The following is a 15383-nucleotide window of genomic DNA, read 5'->3' on the forward strand; positions in this document are numbered from 1 at the left end:
AAGGGTGGAATGTAGCGCCGGGGGTCAGCCCACCGCGCCTTCGAGCGTCACGTTGAGCAGCGCCTCTGCCTCGACCGCAAACTCCATCGGCAGCTCCTGGAAGACGTCCTTGCAGAAGCCGTTGACGATCATGTTGACCGCGTCTTCCTCGGAGATACCGCGGCTCTGGCAGTAGAACAGCTGATCCTCGCCGATCTTGGAGGTGGTCGCCTCGTGCTCCACAGTGGCCGTCGAGTTGCCGATCTCCTGGTACGGGAAGGTGTGGGCACCGCAGGTATCGCCGATCAGCAGCGAATCACACTGGGTAAAGTTGCGCGCGCCCTTGGCCCGCGGGCCGACCTTGACCAGACCACGATAGGACTGGTTGGAACGCCCGGCGGAGATACCCTTGGAGACGATGGTGGACTTGGAGCCCTCGCCCAGGTGGATCATCTTGGTGCCGGTATCGGCCTGCTGGCGACCGTTGGTCACCGCCACCGAGTAGAACTCGCCGATGGAGTCCTTGCCACGCAGGATGCAGGACGGGTACTTCCAGGTGATGGCAGAGCCGGTCTCGACCTGGGTCCAGCTGATGTGGGAACGGTCGCCACGGCAGTCGCCACGCTTGGTGACGAAGTTGTAGATGCCGCCCTTGCCGTCCTCGTCACCCGGATACCAGTTCTGCACCGTGGAGTACTTGATGCTGGCGTCTTCCAGCGCCACCAGCTCCACCACCGCAGCGTGCAGCTGGTTCTCGTCGCGCATCGGTGCGGTGCAGCCTTCCAGGTAGGACACCTGGGCCTTCTTCTCGCACACGATCAGGGTGCGCTCGAACTGGCCGGTGTTGGCGGCGTTGATGCGGAAGTAGGTGGACAGCTCCATCGGGCAGGTCACGCCTTCCGGCACGAACACGAACGAGCCGTCGGTGAACACCGCCGAGTTGAGCGCGGCAAAGTAGTTGTCGCTGGTCGGCACCACGGTACCCAGGTACTGCTTGACCAGTTCCGGGTAGTCACGGATCGCCTCGGAGATGGAGCAGAAGATCACGCCGGCCTCGGCCAGCTTGTCCTTGAAGGTGGTGGTCACCGACACCGAGTCGAACACCGCGTCCACGGCGACGCCGGCCAGGGCCGCACGCTCATGCAGCGGGATGCCCAGCTTCTCGTAGGTCTCGAGCAGCTTGGGGTCCACCTCGTCGAGGCTCTGGGGCTTGTCTTCCTCGCGCTTGGGCGCGCTGAAATACGAGATCGCCTGGTAGTCGATGGGCGGATAGTCCAGATGGGCCCAGGACGGCGCAGTCATCTTCAGCCACTGACGGTAGGCGTCCAGGCGCCAATCGAGCATCCACTGCGGCTCACCCTTCTTCTTGGAGATGAAGGCGATGGTGTCTTCATCCAGCCCCGGCGGGATCGTGTCGCTCTCGATGTCGGTCACGAATCCTTCTTTATATTCGCGACGGACGAGCTGTTCCATTTCCTGACTTGCCATGATGTGTCCCCTCCCGGACGGTTCGGTCGGCGGGCGTTACCCGCCCAGGGTAATGAAGTCGATGTCGATGAGGCGCTGGTCAGGCTTCCGCCGCCAGGCTGATGCTCTGGATCGGCAGGCGAATCGGCAGCTTCAGCGGCGCGCTGTCGGCCAGGTGCGCCAGGGTGATGCTGTCGAGCAGTTCGCGGATCGCCAGCGACACTCGCTGCCAGTTGTCGGCCACCCCGCAGGTGGAGGCCAGGTCGCATTCGCCATCGGCGTGGCTGCATTCGGTCACCGCCACCGGCCCTTCGATGGCCGCGATGATGTCGCTGGCGGTGATCTCCGAGGCAGGACGCGCCAGGTAGTAGCCACCCTGGGCGCCGCGCCGGGACACCAGCAGTCCCGCGCGCACCAGCATCTTCAGCGTCTTGCTCACCGTGGGGTGAGGCAACTGCACCGCTTCGGCGAGCTCTCCGGCGGCGTGCGGCTGCTGGGGGTGACGTGCGATCTGTGCCATCACCACCGCCGCATAGTCCGTCAACCGGGAAAGCTTCAGCATGCCCATCTCCTCGGGGAGTTCCCCTCGTCGGTGCAGGGCTCAGCCCCTGCTTCGATTGGGGACCATTTTAGTCCTGTATAACCTCCATGTGAAGAGCGGCACACATCTATCACGTCGATAGTCCTCACGTTCTCGGCACGATCGCCGCCGATAGACACAATAAAACCAATCATTCTCATTTACTTTAACTATGCGTCCGGGTTGACAGCCTCACCCCCCAAGCATCAGATCCATCAATTCCCGTCATTGCAGATCGTCATTCATGATCAAACCAAATAGATACTTCATTCTGCTAAGCTTGTGCCGTATCAACGGCCAGTGAACGCAACGCCTCGCCTCTTGTCAGGCCGAGCCGATGACGTGTGTCCTGGCCCAGGGTCGTTCACAGGCCCGACTCACCCCGCCGCGAGGCCTCGACAGGAGCTATTGCCTTGGAACTGATTCAGTACGCCCTGGACAACGCCGACCTGCTGTTGTCCCGGACCCTCGAGCACATCTCGCTGGTGGGCGTTGCCGTCGGCATCGCCACCCTCACCGGGGTGCCCATCGGCATCGCCATCACCCGCAACGAGCGCGTCGCCCAGGCGGTGCTCTACGCAGCGTCGATCATCGTCACCGTGCCCTCCATCGCGCTGTTCGGGATCATGATTCCGGTGCTGTCGCTGATCGGTCAGGGCATCGGCTACCTGCCGGCGGTGATCGCGGTGCTGCTGTACTCCCAATTACCGATCATTCGTAACACCTACACCGCCATCAACAACGTCGACCCGGCCCTGCGCGAGGCTGCCCGTGGCATCGGCATGAGCCACCGACAGCGCCTGCGGATGGTCGAGATCCCGCTGGCGGTGCCAGTGATCATGGCCGGGGTGCGCACCGCCGTGGTGCTCAATATCGGCGTCATGGCGATCGCCGCCTATATCGGCGCTGGCGGTCTCGGCACCTTTATCAGCCGTGGTATCTCCCAGTCCGACCCGCGCCAGCTGATCGTCGGCGCGGTGGCGGTCAGCCTGCTGGCGATCATCGTCGACTACGGCCTGCTGGCGGTGCAGAAGCGCTTCACGCCTAAGGGCATGGAAGGCGCCGCCAACGCCGCCTGATCATTTGTGTTCCGGCAACGACGCGGAAATGCCGCTGCGGCGGCTGGCGTCCTGTACGCCACACCGCCCGAGCGCAGCCGGAACGTCGATACGACAACAGGTGAGCCGCCGCCTCGACAGCGGCACCGTCGACGCCCATCGACGACCCGGAGCTCGCCGACGCCGACTTGCATACAAGGATTTGCTCATGATTCGTCTGGAAAACCTGACCAAGGTCTTCGATACGCCCAAGGGCGCGGTCGTCGCCGCCGACCACATCAACATGGAGGTCCCCAGCGGCGAGATCTGCATCCTGCTCGGCCCCTCCGGCTGCGGCAAGACCACCACCCTCAAGATGATCAACCGGATCGTGAAGCCCTCCTCCGGCAAGGTGTTCATCAATGGCGATGACACCACCGGCATGGACACCCAGGACCTGCGCCGCAACATCGGCTACGTCATCCAGCAGATCGGCCTGTTCCCCAACATGACCATCGAGGAGAACATCGCGGTGGTGCCCAAGCTGCTGGGCTGGGACAAGGCGCGCTACAAGGAGCGTGCCCGCGAGCTGATGCACATGATCGCGCTGGAACCCGACGCCTTTCTCAAGCGCTATCCGTCCGAGCTGTCCGGTGGTCAACAGCAGCGCATCGGTGTGGCCCGGGCACTGGCCGCCGATCCCCCCGTGATGCTGATGGACGAGCCCTTCGGCGCCATCGACCCGATCAACCGGGCGGTGATCCAGGATGAATTCCTGAAGATGCAGCAGGACCTGAAGAAGACCATCATGTTCGTCAGCCACGATATCGACGAGGCGATCAAGATGGGGGATCGGGTCGCGGTCTTCCGTGAGGGCAAGCTGGTGCAGTACTCGTCCCCCGACGACCTGCTGGCGGCGCCGAAGAATGCCTTCGTCGAGTCCTTCCTGGGCGAGGACCGCGCGCTCAAGCGGCTGAATCTGGTCAAGGTCGCCGAAGTGGTCAGCGATGAGATCGGTACCGTCAAGCCGGAGGACACCCTGACCACGGCGCTCGCACGCATCGACGACTTCGGCTACCAGAATTCGATCCTGATGATCAACGACAAGCGCCAGCCGGTGGGCCTGATCAGCCGCTCCCTGGCCCGCACCACCAAGGGCTACTGCCGCGACCACTTCCAGAACGTGCCGGCCACGGTGAGTCTCGACGACGACCTGCGCAAGGTGGCCTCGCTGATGTTCGCCCAGGACATCACCTGGCTGCCCTGCGTCGACGAGGAGGGCCGCGTCTGCGGGCAGATCACCCAGCGCGCCATGACCCACCACCTGGGCGCCCGCTTCCGTACCAAGCAGCGCGAGACGTCCGCCGTGGCCGCCGAGCCCAAGGAGTGAGCCGATGCTGATTCGAAGCCTGAAAAGCGCCGGACTCGTCCTTGCCCTGATTGCCATCTTCCTGCTCGGGGTATGGGCCCAGGCCAGCGGCGCCATCGATGACTTCCTGTGGTACCTGCCCGACGTCCAGTATCTGGTGGTCCAGCACCTGTGGCTGACCTTCCTGTCGGGCAGCCTGGCGATCCTGGTCGCGATCCCGCTGGGGGTGTGGCTGTCGCGCCCGAGCATGGCCAAGGCCGCGGAATCGATGATGCAGGTGCTCAACGTCGGCACCACCATCCCCACCCTGGCGGTGCTGGCGCTGTCCATGAGCTTTCTCGGCATCGGCACCGTGCCGGCGGTGTTTGGCCTGTTCGTGGCCACCCTGCTGCCCATCGCGCGCAACACCTACGCCGGACTCAAGGGCGTCTCGCCGGCGCTCAAGGAGGCCGCTGCCGGGATCGGCATGTCACCGACCCAGCGCCTGCTCAAGGTGGAACTGCCCAATGCCCTCTACGTCATCTTCGCCGGTATCCGTACCGCCCTGACCATCAACGTCGGCACGGTGCCCCTGGCCTTTTTGATCGGCGCAGGCGGACTGGGTGAGCTGATCTTCACCGGCATCGATCTCTACGATCCGATCATGATGCTGTCCGGGGCCATCCCCACCGCCCTGCTGGCGATCCTGGTGGACGCCCTGGTGGCCGGCGTGGCCTTCATCGTGGTGCCGCGCGGCGTCAATCCGGCGCGGGCCTGAACACCTCGGCTTTCCAACAACGACACCCTGCAAGGAGATATTCGCATGAAGACCCTGATGACCACCCTGACCGGCCTGGCCCTGTTTACCGCTACGGCTACCGCCACGACGACCGCCAGTGCCGACGAGATCGTGATCGGTGGCAAGAACTTCACCGAGCAGCAACTACTGGCCAGCATGACCACCCAGTATCTGGACGGGCTCGGCTACGACGTCGACACCCGCGCCGGCATGGGCTCGGCGGTGCTGCGCCAGGCTCAGGAAAACGGCCAGATCGACCTCTACTGGGAGTACACCGGCACCTCGCTGATCAACTACAACGACGTCACCGAATCGCTGTCCGCCGACGAGACCTACCAGCGCGTCAAGGAACTGGACGGCGAGAAGGGCCTGGTGTGGCTCGAGCCTTCCGCCGCCAACAACACCTACGCCCTGGCCATGCGCGCCGAGAGCGTGGAGGAAACGGGCATCAGTACGCTGTCCGACCTGGCGTCCGCTGTGAATGACGGTGAAGAGCTTGCCTTTGCCATGAACGCCGAATTCTACGCCCGCGAAGACGGCTGGCGTCCGCTGCAGCGCGCCTACGACTTCCGCGTCGAACGTGGCGCCGTCAAGCGCATGGACTCCGGCCTGGTCTATCAGGCGCTGCGCGACGGCCAGGTCGATATCGGCCTGGTGTTTGCCACCGACGGTCGTGTGCCGGCCTTCGACTTCCAGATCCTCGAAGACGACCAGGGCTTCTTCCCGGCCTACGCCCTGACCCCGGTGGTCCGCCAGGACACCCTGGACGCCAACCCGGAGCTCGCAGAGCAGATGAACGCGCTGTCGGCGCTGCTCGATGACGACACCATGGCGAGCCTCAACGCCCGAGTGGACGTCGAGCGCGAGACCATCGAGGACGTCGCCGAGTCCTTCCTCGAGGACAACGAACTGCTGTGACCCTTCAAGGCCCCCGTTCGGGGGCCTTTTTCTTAGGCGCTGTCCGAAAAGTCGACGAGCGAAGGTTAGACAAGGCAAAAATCGGTGAGAAAGCGCAGTTTACGGGGTGTAAATGAGCATTTTGATCCGATTTTTAACGCCGTATTACCGAGCGCAGGCACTTTTCAGACAAGCCCTAGCTCGCCAGCGTGCGGCAACCGGGCACTCAACCAGCAACAACCGCTCGCCCTGCCTCCTCCCTTGCTGCTCCCCTTGTTCGACAAAGGACCTCCCCATGAGCACTTCCCGGGACGTCATCCACTGGATCCTCACGTCTCCCCTCGACCGCCTCGATGACGCTCAGTGCCGCCACGCCAAGCGCTGCCTGGTCGACCTGATCGGCGTCGCCGCCGGCGCCACCGACACTGCCCTGGCCGAGCACGCACGCCGCTACGTCAGGGTGCAGCACGCGGGTGATCGCCCCTTGCTGTTCGCGTCGTCAACGGCGTCGGCTACCGGCGTCGCCCTGCACGGTGCCTGGCTGATCGATGCACTCGACGCCCACGACGGTCAGGTGCTGACCAAGGGCCACGCCGGCGTCGCCATCCTGCCGGGACTGCTGGCGCTGCCCGAGATCGAGCAGGTCAGCGGCAGGGATTTTCTCGGCCTGCTGGCGATGGGCTACGAGATCGCCACCCGGGCCGGCATCGCGCTGCACGCCTCGAGCCCCGACTACCACACCTCAGGGGCCTGGAATGCCCTCGGCGTGGCAGCGGTGACCGCGCGCCTCAAGGGCCTCGCCCCGGCCCAGCTGGAACACGCCCTCGGCATCGCCGAATTCTATGGCCCGCGCAGCCAGATGATGCGCTGCATCGATCACCCCACCATGCTCAAGGATGGCTCCGGCTGGGGTGCCCAGGCCGGCGTCGCGGCCACGCTGCTGGCCGAGGACGGCTTCACCGGAGCCCCGGCGGTGACCCTGTGCGATGAGCAGCAATCCGCAGTTTGGGGCGATCTGGGACGGCGCGACTACCTGTCACAGCAGTACTTCAAGGCCTATCCGGTATGCCGCTGGGCCCAGCCGGCGGTGGAGGCGGTACTCGCCATACCCGCCGCCGAACGCCAGGTGGAGAACATCGAACGCATCGAGATCACCACCTTCCACGAAGCCAGGCGCCTTCATACCATCGCCCCGACCACGACCGAACAGGCCCAGTACAGCCTGCCCTGGTCGGTCGCCTGCGCCCTCGATCGAGGCACCATCGACGTCGCCGCCATCAGCCGGGATCTCTGCGACGACGAACTCGTGGCGCTGTCACGGCGGGTGACGATCACCGAATGCGATGACTACAACGCACGCTTTCCGGCCGAGCGCTGGGCCAGCGCTACGCTGCACCTGCGCGATGGCCGCCGTATTCAAAGCCCTGCCATGGAAGCCCGCGGCAATCCTCACAATCCGCTGAGCGATGACGAGATCGCGGCCAAGTTTCAGGCCCTGGCAAGCCCGGTGCTGGGCGCACGCGCCAATGAGATCGAGGAGGTCGTCGGCACCCTGGAAACACGCCCCATCGGCGATCTGCTGAGGTTGCTGGGACAACCTTGAACGCGTGAGCCCAGGGCGTCGAACATGACGGGAGGTGACAAAGGTGCCATGGGTGACAAAGGTGGCAAGGGTGACAAGCGCAGTGAAAGCGCCAAGGATAGGCAGATGAGACCGCTACCCGAGGATTCGACATGCCTTTCGCCCCTTCCGACGTCATCTTAATCACCGGCGGCTCCCGCGGCATCGGCCGCGCCACCGCCCTGGCCTGCGCCCGTGCCGGTGCGCGAGTCGCCTTCAGCTACCGCAGCGATGACGCTGCCGCCCGGGACACCCTGGCAGCCTGTCAGGCGCTGACCGGCGAAGACGGCGCCATTGCCCTTCAGGCCGACGTGGTCGAGGAGGCCCAGGTGATGGCGCTGTTTGCCAGCACGCGACAACGTCTGGGCCCGATCACCGGGGTGGTCAACAACGCCGGTATCGTGGCGCCCTCCATGGCACTGGCGGATATGTCAGTGGAGCGCCTGCGTCAGGTGGTCGATACCAATGTGCTCGGCGCCCTGCTGGTCGCCCGGGAAGCCGCGCGCGCTCTGGTCGACCATGGCGCCCTGGTCAACGTCAGCTCCATGGCCTCTCGCCTGGGCTCACCCAACGAGTACGTCGACTACGCCGCCAGCAAGGGCGCACTGGATACCCTGACCATCGGCTTGAGCAAGGAACTGGGCCCCCGTGGCATTCGCGTCAATGCCGTACGTCCAGGGCTGATCGAGACCGATATCCATGCCCGGGCGGGTCGACCGGAGCGGCTGGCTGAACTCGGGCCGGGCTGTCCGCTGGGGCGTGCCGGTCGCCCGGAAGAGGTCGCCGAGGCCATCGTCTGGCTGCTGTCCGACGCGGCCTCCTATGTCACGGGGTCCTTTATCGACCCCGCCGGAGGTCGTTAGGGCTTGTCTGAAAAGTGCCTGCGCTCGCTAATACGGCGTTAAAAATCGGATCAAAATGCTCATTTACACCTCGTAAACTGCGCTTTCTCACCGATTTTTGCCTTGTCTAACCTTCGCTCGTCGACTTTTCGGACAGCGCCTAGGGCTCGTCTGACAAGCGCCTGGTTTCGTCGGCGCTTGACCCAGGTCGCCTCGCCGTCTGTCTTTTTGACGTATAGAAGATGTTGCTGTCAGGCATTTTTTCGGCCCCGGGCGGTCCGGGGCCTCAAACGGAGCCCCTTCTATGGACACTCGCTTCTATCTCCTTATCGCCGCGGTCCTCGTCGGGCTTGCCGTCATCCACTGGATTGGCTTTCGCCTGCTCAAGCGCAAGCTGCAGCCGCCCCAGGAAAGCGGTACCCCCCGCGACGCAACGCCCGGGCGCAGCAGAGACAACAGCGACAGCAGTGAGGAACGTTGATCCGCCGGGCAAATTGCGGCACCTTGTGGCGCCCTGCCCCCACCCTCAGGAATTCCAGCAATGCAGCATCAGGCCAAGCAGCATCAGGACCAGCTACAGGTCGCCTGCGCCCAGATCAACGCGCGCCTTGGTGACGTCGAGGCCAATCTCGCCCATCACCTCGACGTGATTCATGACGCCCGCCGTCGTGGCGTGGAATTGCTGGTCTTTCCCGAGCTCTCATTGACCGGTTATGGCCTGGGCCCGCGGGTGCTGGAGGTGGCCATGCCATCGGAAGACCCGCGGCTGGTCCAGCTGGCCAAGGCGGCCGCCGGCATGCAGGTCATCGTCGGCTTCGTCGAGGAAGCGAGCCCCGGCGAGATCTACAACGCCCTGGCGATCCTCCAGGACGGTCGCATCGCGGCGGTGCATCGCAAGCTCAACCTGCCCACCTACGGCGGACTCGAGGAAGGCAAGTGGTTCAGCCATGGCGCCAGGCTGACCGAGGTGGCGGTGCGCCCCGGCTGGAGCACCACCTCGATGATCTGCGCCGACCTGTGGAATCCGGCGCTGGTGCATGCCGCCCTGCTGGCACGGCCGACGGTACTGTGTGCACCGATCAATTCGGCCTCCGGCATCGTCTCCGAGGACTTTTCCAACGAGGAAAACTGGGCACTCAACGTGCGCTTCTACGCCATGACCTATGGCACGCCGGTGTTGATGGCCAACCGCTATGGACCCGAAGGCGACAGCCATTTCTGGGGCGGATCGCGCATCCTCGGGCCACGCGGCGAGAGCCTGGCCGAGGCCGAGGATCGCGAGACCCTGATCTGCGCCGAACTGTCGCGTACCGCCATCGCCAGGGCACGCTTCGAACTGCCGACCCTGCGTGACGCCGACAGCCCCCTGATTCGCGAACTGATGAGCGGCTATCGCTGATACAGCGCTGGTTCGCATAGCGCTTTCGACACCGGTATCGACAGCGCTTTCGACAACGGTATCGAGACGCCCGGCGCCGAGAATTCTCAAGGTGAAAATGCTAGGATAACGCTTCCATCTTGCAGACAATTTTCGGCGCCACCTATGACAACATCGTCTCGATCCTGCGGCCTTTCCTCTCCTTCTTGCCTGCTCGTCATGGGCGTGTCCGGTTCGGGAAAATCGTATATCGGCAAACTGCTGGCCGAACGAACCGGCGCGTTGTTTATCGACGGTGATGACCATCACAGCCCCGAAAACATCGCCAAGATGTCCCGCGGAGAACCGCTCACCGACGAGGATCGGCAGGGCTGGCTTGCCACCCTGGCAGGGCTCTACCGGGAGCATCAGCAGCAGGGACAATCGCTTGTCATCGGCTGCTCGGCGCTCAAGCGCCAGTACCGTAACCTGCTGCGTGAAGGAGCACCCGCGCTTGAGATTCTTTATCTGCATGGCAGCTACGAGGTCCTGCTGGAGCGGCTGAACAGCCGTGGACAGCACTTCTTCGCCGGCGAGCATATGCTCAAGAGTCAGCTCGCCACCCTGGAAATGCCAGGTGATGACGAGGCCATCCGTTGCGATATCCAGATGCCCCCCGATGCCATCATCGATAACTTCCTGGCACAGCTGGCGAGCCGTCGATAGTCCTGAATGCCAGCGCTGAACGACCTGTCGCAGTGAGACCCGACCTCGGAGTCGCCCTTTCCTGACAGGCTGCTGTCAGCTTTTTTATCGGTGATAGCGCGAAGGCAAAGTTTCTCGCCCACGCAGCAGTAATGAAGTCCGTAGAATTGTCACCAAGTCGTCATGTTGCAACTCTGGTCGACCACCAGCACCGACGGCGAACAGCGTTAACCGCATCCCGGCAAATCGCGGCAACAACCGGCCGTCGACAACGGAACGTCGACATCAGCGCGTCGCTGGTCAGTACGTAACTCGTCAGCACGTTATCGGACGGCACGTTACTGATGAGTCAGTACAGTTGGCCAGCGCGTCGATATCAGCAGACAGGAGGCTCCCATGACAGATCCAATGGTAGGCAAGACGTTTGAATTCAACTGTGACGGCACCACCTGGGGCGTCGTCTTCGAGAATGCCACCCGCATGCGCCATCGCCTGGGCGGCAATTCACCGTCCCAGAAAGCTCAGGACATCAGCTCCGCCTACCTGGCGACCCCGGTCGATGAGCACCGGATCTTCGTCTACGGACTCGAGGAGCAACAGCTGGCGCTGCGCTACGTGCTGGATTTCAACGACATGACCTTTGTCGGTCATGGTGCCTTTGACGGTCTGTCCTCCACCGCCAGTGGCGAGTTCCGCCCGTCCTGAATCCTGGCGGCCGCGCCTTGATATGGCCACGCCGTACCTGGTAATCGCCTGGTTCTTGGTACCTGAAACCTGGCACCTGGCACCTGGCACCTGGCACCTGGCACCTGAAAGCAGTCTAGATAGGCATCAAGCACCAGCGGACATCAAGGACCGTCGAGAAACTGCATCGGTCACCGGTCCTTGATGCCTGTGATGGCCCATTTGGGCCACCTCCCAGGCTTCGGCCTCGCCTCCCCACCGCTGGCGTGCAGATATCATCGCTGATGACATGACGCCGATGATCAAGACACTGGTGACTAGGCTTGGGTGACGAGGCCTGGGTAATTCAGCCCTGGTGACCTGGCCCAGTCAATCAGCCCGCGCGGTGGCGTTCAGCCAAGGCAACCAGCCCGGCCAGGGTGGCCTTGTCGCTGTCGACTTCCTCGACGCGAATGCCCTGGCGCTCCAGCGCCTGGCGGTAGAGCGGATTGAGACTGGACGAGCCGACCAGTACCACCGCGCCCTGGTGGTCCAGCAGATGCTCGCGCTGGGCTAGCACTTCGGCACCGATCAGCACCCCGGACAGAAAACTGCCCACCTGGTGGGCGCCAAGCCCTGCGTACAGGTGGCGGCTTCGGCCTTCGAACAAGGCGTGCATCAAGCCCGCCGGATGGTCCGCTGCCGCCAGCCCCTGGGCAAAGCCATCGGCGTCGTGGGCGTCATTGGCCCTGGCCGGCTCTCCCGGCAGGGTATGAAACCGCACCGCATGGTAGAGCTCGCCGGTCATCACCGTGGAGAAGTCGATCAGCCGCTCTCCTTCCAGACGGGCCCACTTGCTGTGGGTGCCCGGCAGACAGCAGACCCCGGCGGACAAGCCCAGCAGCGCCAGTGCGCCGAAGGCCTGGATCTCCTCGCCGCGCATCACGTCGACGTGATCCTCGCGCACCACCTTGAGGCCAGGCACGATCCAGGCGTTGTCCAGCCCCGGCGCCGCTACGACATTGTCGGCCAGGTCGGAGGCCGAACGCGGCACCTCGAGCTGCGGTGCCTCGCTCCAGCCGCGAGCGGAGCCGACCATGCCCGACAGGTAGACCGGCACTTCACCGCCCTTACGCCAGGCCCCGACCTGGGCCTCGCAGTAATGCGGGAATTCTTCCGTGCTCAACGACTTGAGCCCGGCATCCGAGCGCACGCTATCGAGACACTCGCCGCTGTCGCGGTCCACCAGAAAGGCCCGAAAGTTGCTGGTTCCCCAGTCAATGGCGATCAGCCGCCGGCTCATGCGCCACCCCCTTGCTGGCCTGCCTGGTCAGCCGCCAGACGCTGCCATTCGGCCACCAGCTCGCGGGCGATCTCCCCCACCTCGGCGGCGCTGCGTCCGGGCTTGTAGAGGTTGCTGCCGAAACCGAAGCCGGCGATGCCGACGGCATGCCACTCGGCCATGTTGGAGCGATCGATACCGCCCACCGCCAGCACCGGCAGGCCCTTGGGCAGGATCGCACTGATGTCCTTGAAGTAGCCGGTGCCCAGGCGTGCCGCCGGGAACAGCTTGAGTGCCGTCGCCCCTGCCCGCGCCGCGGCCAAGGCTTCGGTCGGGGTCATGCAGCCGATCATCGGCGCAAGCCCACGCTCGGCGCCCAGCGCCACCAGCTTGGCCTCGGTGTTGGGGGTGATCATCAACGGCGCCCCGAGCTCGGCAAGCCGAGCGGTATCGTCTTCGTCGAGCACCGTGCCGGCACCGATCAAGACGTCGTCGGGGCAACAGGCCACGGCGCGCTCGATGCTGACCCAGGGCTCAGGCGAGTTGAGCGGAATCTCGATCAGCCGGAAACCGGCCTCGACCAGGGCGTGACAGACCGGCTCGATCTCGTCCGGCGTGATACCACGCAGGATCGCCACCAGCGGCGTCTCGGCCATGGCAGCGTCCAGCACGCGACGTTGAGCGTCGTTCATCGCAAAGTCCTCGAAGTCGAAAAGAAGGAAAACTCAGCCCCATGATAAAGCGAAGGGCGGCTGTTGCCGCCCTTCGCCGTCAGGGTTCAGACCTAGTTGACTAGCCACATGGCCATCTCGGGCCACACCAGCAGCGCCGCGAGTACGCATAGCTGCAGGGCGATAAAGGGCAGCACCGAGACGAAGATGTCCTTGAGGCTGATCTCCGGTGGCGCCACGCCCTTCAGGTAGAAGGCCGCGGGACCGAACGGCGGCGACAGGAAGGACACCTGCATGTTCACCGCGAACAGGATGCCGAACCAGATCGGGCTGTAGCCCAGCTGCACGATGATCGGCACGAAGATCGGCAGGGTCAGCATGGCCACCCCGATCCAGTCGAGGAACATGCCGAGCACGATCAGGATCGCCATCATTACCAGGATGATCACGATGGGCGAGACGTCCAGATCCATGATCATGCCGGAGATGAAGCGGTTGCCGCCCATCAGGTTGTAGACCCCGACCAGGGCGGCGGCGCCGATGCCGATCCAGATGATCATGCCGCAGGTCACCAGGGTCTGGGACAGGCTCTGGTGCATCATCGAGAACGAGAACTCGCCCCGGGCCAGCACCGCCAGCAGCACGCCGAACACGCCCATGGCCGCCGCCTCGGTGACCGAGGCCACGCCGCCGTAGATCGAGCCCAGCACCATGAAGGCGATCAGCGCCGGCACGATGATCGAGCGCAGCGCGGCGCCCTTGGAGGCGAAGCCGGCGTTGCGGTCCTCCTCGCTCATCGGCGGGCCCATGGCGGGGTTGCGCAGGCAGCGCACCAGCACATAACCGATGTAGGACAGCATCAGGATCACCGCCGGGGTGATCGCCGCGGTAAACAGGTCGGCGATGGAGACGCTGGCGATCAGGCCGTAGATGATCAGCACGATGGACGGCGGCATCATGGTACCGAGCGCCCCGCCGGCGCAGACCACGCCGATCGACAGGTGCTTGTCGTAGCCGAGGCGAAGCATCTGCGGCAGCGCCAGGATGCCGAGCAGCACGATCTCGCCGCCGATGATGCCGGACAGCGCGGCCAGGAAGAACGCCACCACCACGGTCTGCACGGCGACGCCCCCGGGCAGTCGCCCGGCGAACACCCGCATGGCGTTGAACAGATCCTTGGCGATGCCCGATCGGTCGAGCAGCGAGGCCATCAGCACGAACATCGGCACCGCCACCAGCGAGTACTCGGTGACGAAGCCGTAGACCCGGCTGGTCACCAGCGGCAGGGCGTTGGGGCCGAACCAGCCGAAGGTAAAGGCCAGCGCCACCAGGCCGGTGATAAAGGCCAGCGGCAGGCCGGTGACCAGCAGCGCGAAGATGGCGCCGACCAGCAGCAGGGTTCCGTCTGCGATGCTCATCAGTCAGCGCCTCCTTCGGGTGCGTCGGGGGCGGGCTTGCCCTTGATCGACTGGATCAGGTGAATCAGCGCCTGGACGCACATGATCGCCACCGCGGCGAGGATCATGCCCTTGACCAGGGCGGGGAACGGCGGGTTCCAGGAGGTGCCGGAGCGCTCCAGCTGCCACTCGCCGAGGGGGTTGTGGGAGGCGCCGTAGAACATCACCCAGGCGGCGTAGGTCATGCCCAGGCAGAAGCCGAAGGTGACCAGGTCATTGAAGCGGTCGAGCCACAGCCGGAACCTCGGGCCCACGGCGTCGTAGAGCACCTTGACCCGGATGTGGCGGTTGGAGGCCAGCGCGGCGGGGCCGCCGAGACAGAAGCTGACCGCCACCAGCATGACCACGGTCTCGTGGACCCAGGAGGTGGGCGCGCCGAAGCCGTAGCGCATGATCACCTCATAGACGCTGATGGCCATGGCGATAAACACCAGCCAGGCGGCGAACTGGGCCACCCGGACCACGCCACGGTCGAACCGACTGCGCACCACATCGGGGGCACGCTCGGGCGTCTTGTCCGTTGACGGATCGGGTGATGGGTCGGGCCCAGGCCCTGCACGTGTCTCGTCACTCATGAGACATCCTCGACATTGATGTATCGCGACGCCCGAGATCTATCGCCCCAACGGGCGCGGACATCGCAAGATGAAAAGGAGGGGGCGGTGCCTCGGCACCGCC

16 protein-coding genes are annotated in these 15383 nt (G+C 64.5%); 10 read left to right on the forward strand and 6 right to left on the reverse strand.

Annotation, left to right across the window (positions count from 1 at the left end; translation table 11 throughout):
• Positions 1-24: 24 nt before the first annotated feature.
• Entirely contained in the window at positions 25-1467 is a 1443-nt protein-coding gene (gene sufB, locus NFG57_RS13505) for a Fe-S cluster assembly protein SufB (RefSeq protein WP_108450186.1), read from the reverse strand.
• A gap of 79 nt (positions 1468-1546) precedes the next feature.
• Positions 1547-2008, reverse strand: a complete 462-nt coding sequence (locus NFG57_RS13510) for an SUF system Fe-S cluster assembly regulator (protein ID WP_045995116.1) — start codon at positions 2006-2008, stop codon at positions 1547-1549.
• A 431-nt stretch (positions 2009-2439) separates the two neighbouring features.
• Between NFG57_RS13510 and NFG57_RS13515 the strand changes: the two genes are divergently transcribed.
• The 10 genes from NFG57_RS13515 (at position 2440) to NFG57_RS13560 (ending at position 11337) form a co-directional block, all read left to right on the forward strand.
• A complete protein-coding gene (locus tag NFG57_RS13515; protein WP_045995115.1) occupies positions 2440-3105 on the forward strand; it encodes an ABC transporter permease in 666 nt (221 codons plus the stop codon).
• 187 nt (positions 3106-3292) lie between these two features.
• On the forward strand, positions 3293-4453 hold the full coding sequence (locus NFG57_RS13520) for an ABC transporter ATP-binding protein (RefSeq protein ID WP_108133011.1): 1161 nt from the start codon (positions 3293-3295) through the stop codon (positions 4451-4453).
• A 4-nt stretch (positions 4454-4457) separates the two neighbouring features.
• The gene (locus tag NFG57_RS13525) at positions 4458-5189 is read left to right on the forward strand and encodes an ABC transporter permease (RefSeq protein ID WP_124803953.1); all 732 of its coding nucleotides are present in this window, start codon (positions 4458-4460) and stop codon (positions 5187-5189) included.
• 45 nt (positions 5190-5234) lie between these two features.
• Positions 5235-6128, forward strand: coding sequence for a glycine betaine ABC transporter substrate-binding protein (locus tag NFG57_RS13530; RefSeq protein WP_253028862.1), 894 nt, complete (start codon positions 5235-5237; stop codon positions 6126-6128).
• 274 nt (positions 6129-6402) lie between these two features.
• On the forward strand, positions 6403-7710 hold the full coding sequence (locus NFG57_RS13535; protein WP_348814537.1) for an MmgE/PrpD family protein: 1308 nt from the start codon (positions 6403-6405) through the stop codon (positions 7708-7710).
• A 131-nt stretch (positions 7711-7841) separates the two neighbouring features.
• A complete protein-coding gene (locus NFG57_RS13540; RefSeq protein WP_045995111.1) occupies positions 7842-8591 on the forward strand; it encodes an SDR family oxidoreductase in 750 nt (249 codons plus the stop codon).
• A 283-nt stretch (positions 8592-8874) separates the two neighbouring features.
• Complete coding sequence (locus NFG57_RS13545) at positions 8875-9051, forward strand: hypothetical protein (RefSeq protein WP_157033168.1); 177 nt, start codon at positions 8875-8877, stop codon at positions 9049-9051.
• A 60-nt stretch (positions 9052-9111) separates the two neighbouring features.
• On the forward strand, positions 9112-9969 hold the full coding sequence (locus NFG57_RS13550; RefSeq protein WP_222516705.1) for a nitrilase-related carbon-nitrogen hydrolase: 858 nt from the start codon (positions 9112-9114) through the stop codon (positions 9967-9969).
• 198 nt (positions 9970-10167) lie between these two features.
• Entirely contained in the window at positions 10168-10653 is a 486-nt protein-coding gene (locus NFG57_RS13555) for a gluconokinase (protein WP_348816188.1), read from the forward strand.
• A 375-nt stretch (positions 10654-11028) separates the two neighbouring features.
• Complete coding sequence (locus NFG57_RS13560) at positions 11029-11337, forward strand: hypothetical protein (protein ID WP_045995291.1); 309 nt, start codon at positions 11029-11031, stop codon at positions 11335-11337.
• A 352-nt stretch (positions 11338-11689) separates the two neighbouring features.
• On the opposite strand, the gene NFG57_RS13565 is transcribed toward NFG57_RS13560, so the two are convergent.
• The 4 genes from NFG57_RS13565 to NFG57_RS13580 form a co-directional block, all read right to left on the reverse strand.
• On the reverse strand, positions 11690-12598 hold the full coding sequence (locus NFG57_RS13565) for a 2-dehydro-3-deoxygalactonokinase (protein WP_348814538.1): 909 nt from the start codon (positions 12596-12598) through the stop codon (positions 11690-11692).
• Entirely contained in the window at positions 12595-13269 is a 675-nt protein-coding gene (locus NFG57_RS13570) for a 2-dehydro-3-deoxy-6-phosphogalactonate aldolase (protein WP_348814539.1), read from the reverse strand. The genes NFG57_RS13565 and NFG57_RS13570 overlap by 4 nt, the downstream gene beginning before the upstream one ends.
• Before the next feature lie 92 nt (positions 13270-13361).
• A complete protein-coding gene (locus NFG57_RS13575; protein WP_124803967.1) occupies positions 13362-14666 on the reverse strand; it encodes a TRAP transporter large permease subunit in 1305 nt (434 codons plus the stop codon).
• Positions 14666-15280, reverse strand: coding sequence for a TRAP transporter small permease subunit (locus NFG57_RS13580; RefSeq protein WP_124803969.1), 615 nt, complete (start codon positions 15278-15280; stop codon positions 14666-14668). The genes NFG57_RS13575 and NFG57_RS13580 overlap by 1 nt, the downstream gene beginning before the upstream one ends.
• Positions 15281-15383: the final 103 nt, after the last annotated feature.

The sequence above is a fragment of the Halomonas sp. H10-59 genome (assembly GCF_040070555.1).
GTDB lineage: Bacteria > Pseudomonadota > Gammaproteobacteria > Pseudomonadales > Halomonadaceae > Halomonas > Halomonas litopenaei.